Origin of the sequence: Halomonas sp. 3A7M (assembly GCF_014897875.1) — a bacterium.
Lineage (GTDB): Bacteria > Pseudomonadota > Gammaproteobacteria > Pseudomonadales > Halomonadaceae > Vreelandella.
The window spans coordinates 1-1,830 of sequence record NZ_JABUZD010000132.1; the positions used below are offsets into that span (position 1 = coordinate 1).

Consider the following 1,830-nt stretch of genomic DNA (forward strand, 5'->3'; position numbering starts at 1 on the left):
GTCAGTGCGCCGGGCATGGCGCACATCTATAGGGTGAAAGTCCCGAGCAGTGACGTTGGGAGTAGCTGTTAGCCAATATGGCAAGGGTGTCCATCGCAAGGTGGAATCTGAAGGAAGCCTGCGGCAAATCGCTGAGCCGAGGAACACGAATCTCATACGAGGCGGGCTGCGTGGAGTAAGTGTGCTGAACAACACGAAGCTCATCCCAACACGGCAGCGCAGTACGTATATGAGGCGGCTACCTGGCGAGAAAGATGTGCGTCTTACCCCGGGAGGTCCCTTGCAACCGCTAGAGCCAAGCCAACCGCACAGCGGGAGGGGCGGCAAGGCTGTGAGGGAAGTCAGCAGCGGCCATAGTAGGTGGCCACATTCCACCGAAGGGCCAAAGGCAAGTGAAAGGGTTTCTCCGTGATCTCTGACCAACGCGATGACAACCGACCGCAGTTTAGTAGCAGCGGCAGACCGGTTACGGGCCGGAACCCTTGCGAACCCTGCTACCCGGTCTCCATGGACGATGTGCTTGAAAGTGCCAATATGGCGGCGGCATGGAACCGGGTGCAGCGCAATAAAGGGGCCGCTGGCCCCGATGCACGCACCATTGAGGACACCGAATCCTATTTGAAGGAGGCGTGGCCGGGGGTCAAGGAAACCCTTCAATCAGGCGCTTATCAGCCAGGTTCGGTGAGAACGGTCTACATTCCGAAGGGCAATGGCAAGCACCGTATGCTGGGCATCCCTAACGTGTTAGACCGCTTAATCCAGCAAGCCATCCATCAAGTGCTCAGCCCTCACTACGAGAAGGATTTCTCTGACTCAAGCTTTGGCTTCAGACCAGGCCGTAATGCCTGGCAAGCAATTGAGCAGGCTCATGACTACGCCAAACAGGGTTACACGATAGTGGTCGATATTGATTTGGAGAAATTCTTTGACCAGGTCAACCACGATCTTTTGATGGCCAGGCTAGCAAAACGTATTCACGACAAGCGTTTGCTTGGTGTGATCCGTCGCTACCTTCAGGCCGGAATGATGATGGGGGGTTTCGTTAGTCAGCGAGAGAAAGGCACACCGCAAGGATCGCCCTTGAGTCCGTTGCTTAGTAATATCCTACTTGACGATCTGGACAAGAAACTGGATGCCAGAGGCCACCGGTTCTGCCGATATGCCGATGACTGCCAGATCTACGTCCAAAGCCGTCGAGCGGGCCACCGAGTCAAGGACAACGTGACCGCCTTTCTCGAAACACGACTCAAACTCCCGGTAAATCGGGAGAAGAGCCGCGTCGTCTCTGTCTCACGCAGCAATTTTCTCGGGTACAGCTTTGTTGGAAAGGCTAATCCGCGCATCCGCTGCAGTAATGAGACGATCAAACGCTTCAAGAAACGGATCAGGCAACTGACCCGCGGGCATGATCGCGAAGCCATTGAGGTGAAGCTTGCCCGTCTCGATCGATATATTCGAGGCTGGACAAGCTACTTTCGGTTGGCAGAGACACGCCGCTTATTTGCTGATATCGACAGCTGGATACGAAGCCGACTACGCATGTGCCTGATGAAACAGTGGTTTAAACCGAGAACCCGAGTGAGGAAAATGATCGAACTCGGGCTCCCTGTGGATGAGGCGAAAGGATACTGTCAGCACAAACGCTGGTGGTTTCTGGCCCAACTCCATCATACGCGGTTCGCGATGAATAACCGCTGGTGGCACAAGCGAGGCTTCCGTGGTGTGCGCTTTTATATGGAGCGGTTTGCCAACACTTGACCAACCGCCGTGGTACGGATCCGTATGCCAGGTGGTGTGGGCGGACGGGGACTAGCTCCCCTCCGACCCGAT

Annotated in this window: 1 protein-coding gene; it reads left to right on the forward strand. The window is 55.6% G+C overall.

The window, feature by feature from the left end:
- Positions 1 to 507 precede the first annotated feature (507 nt).
- Positions 508 to 1,758: a group II intron reverse transcriptase/maturase gene (gene ltrA / locus INT19_RS11860; protein WP_212636734.1), complete on the forward strand. Its 1,251-nt coding sequence runs from the start codon at positions 508 to 510 to the stop codon at positions 1,756 to 1,758.
- The last annotated feature ends 72 nt before the right edge of the window (positions 1,759 to 1,830 follow it).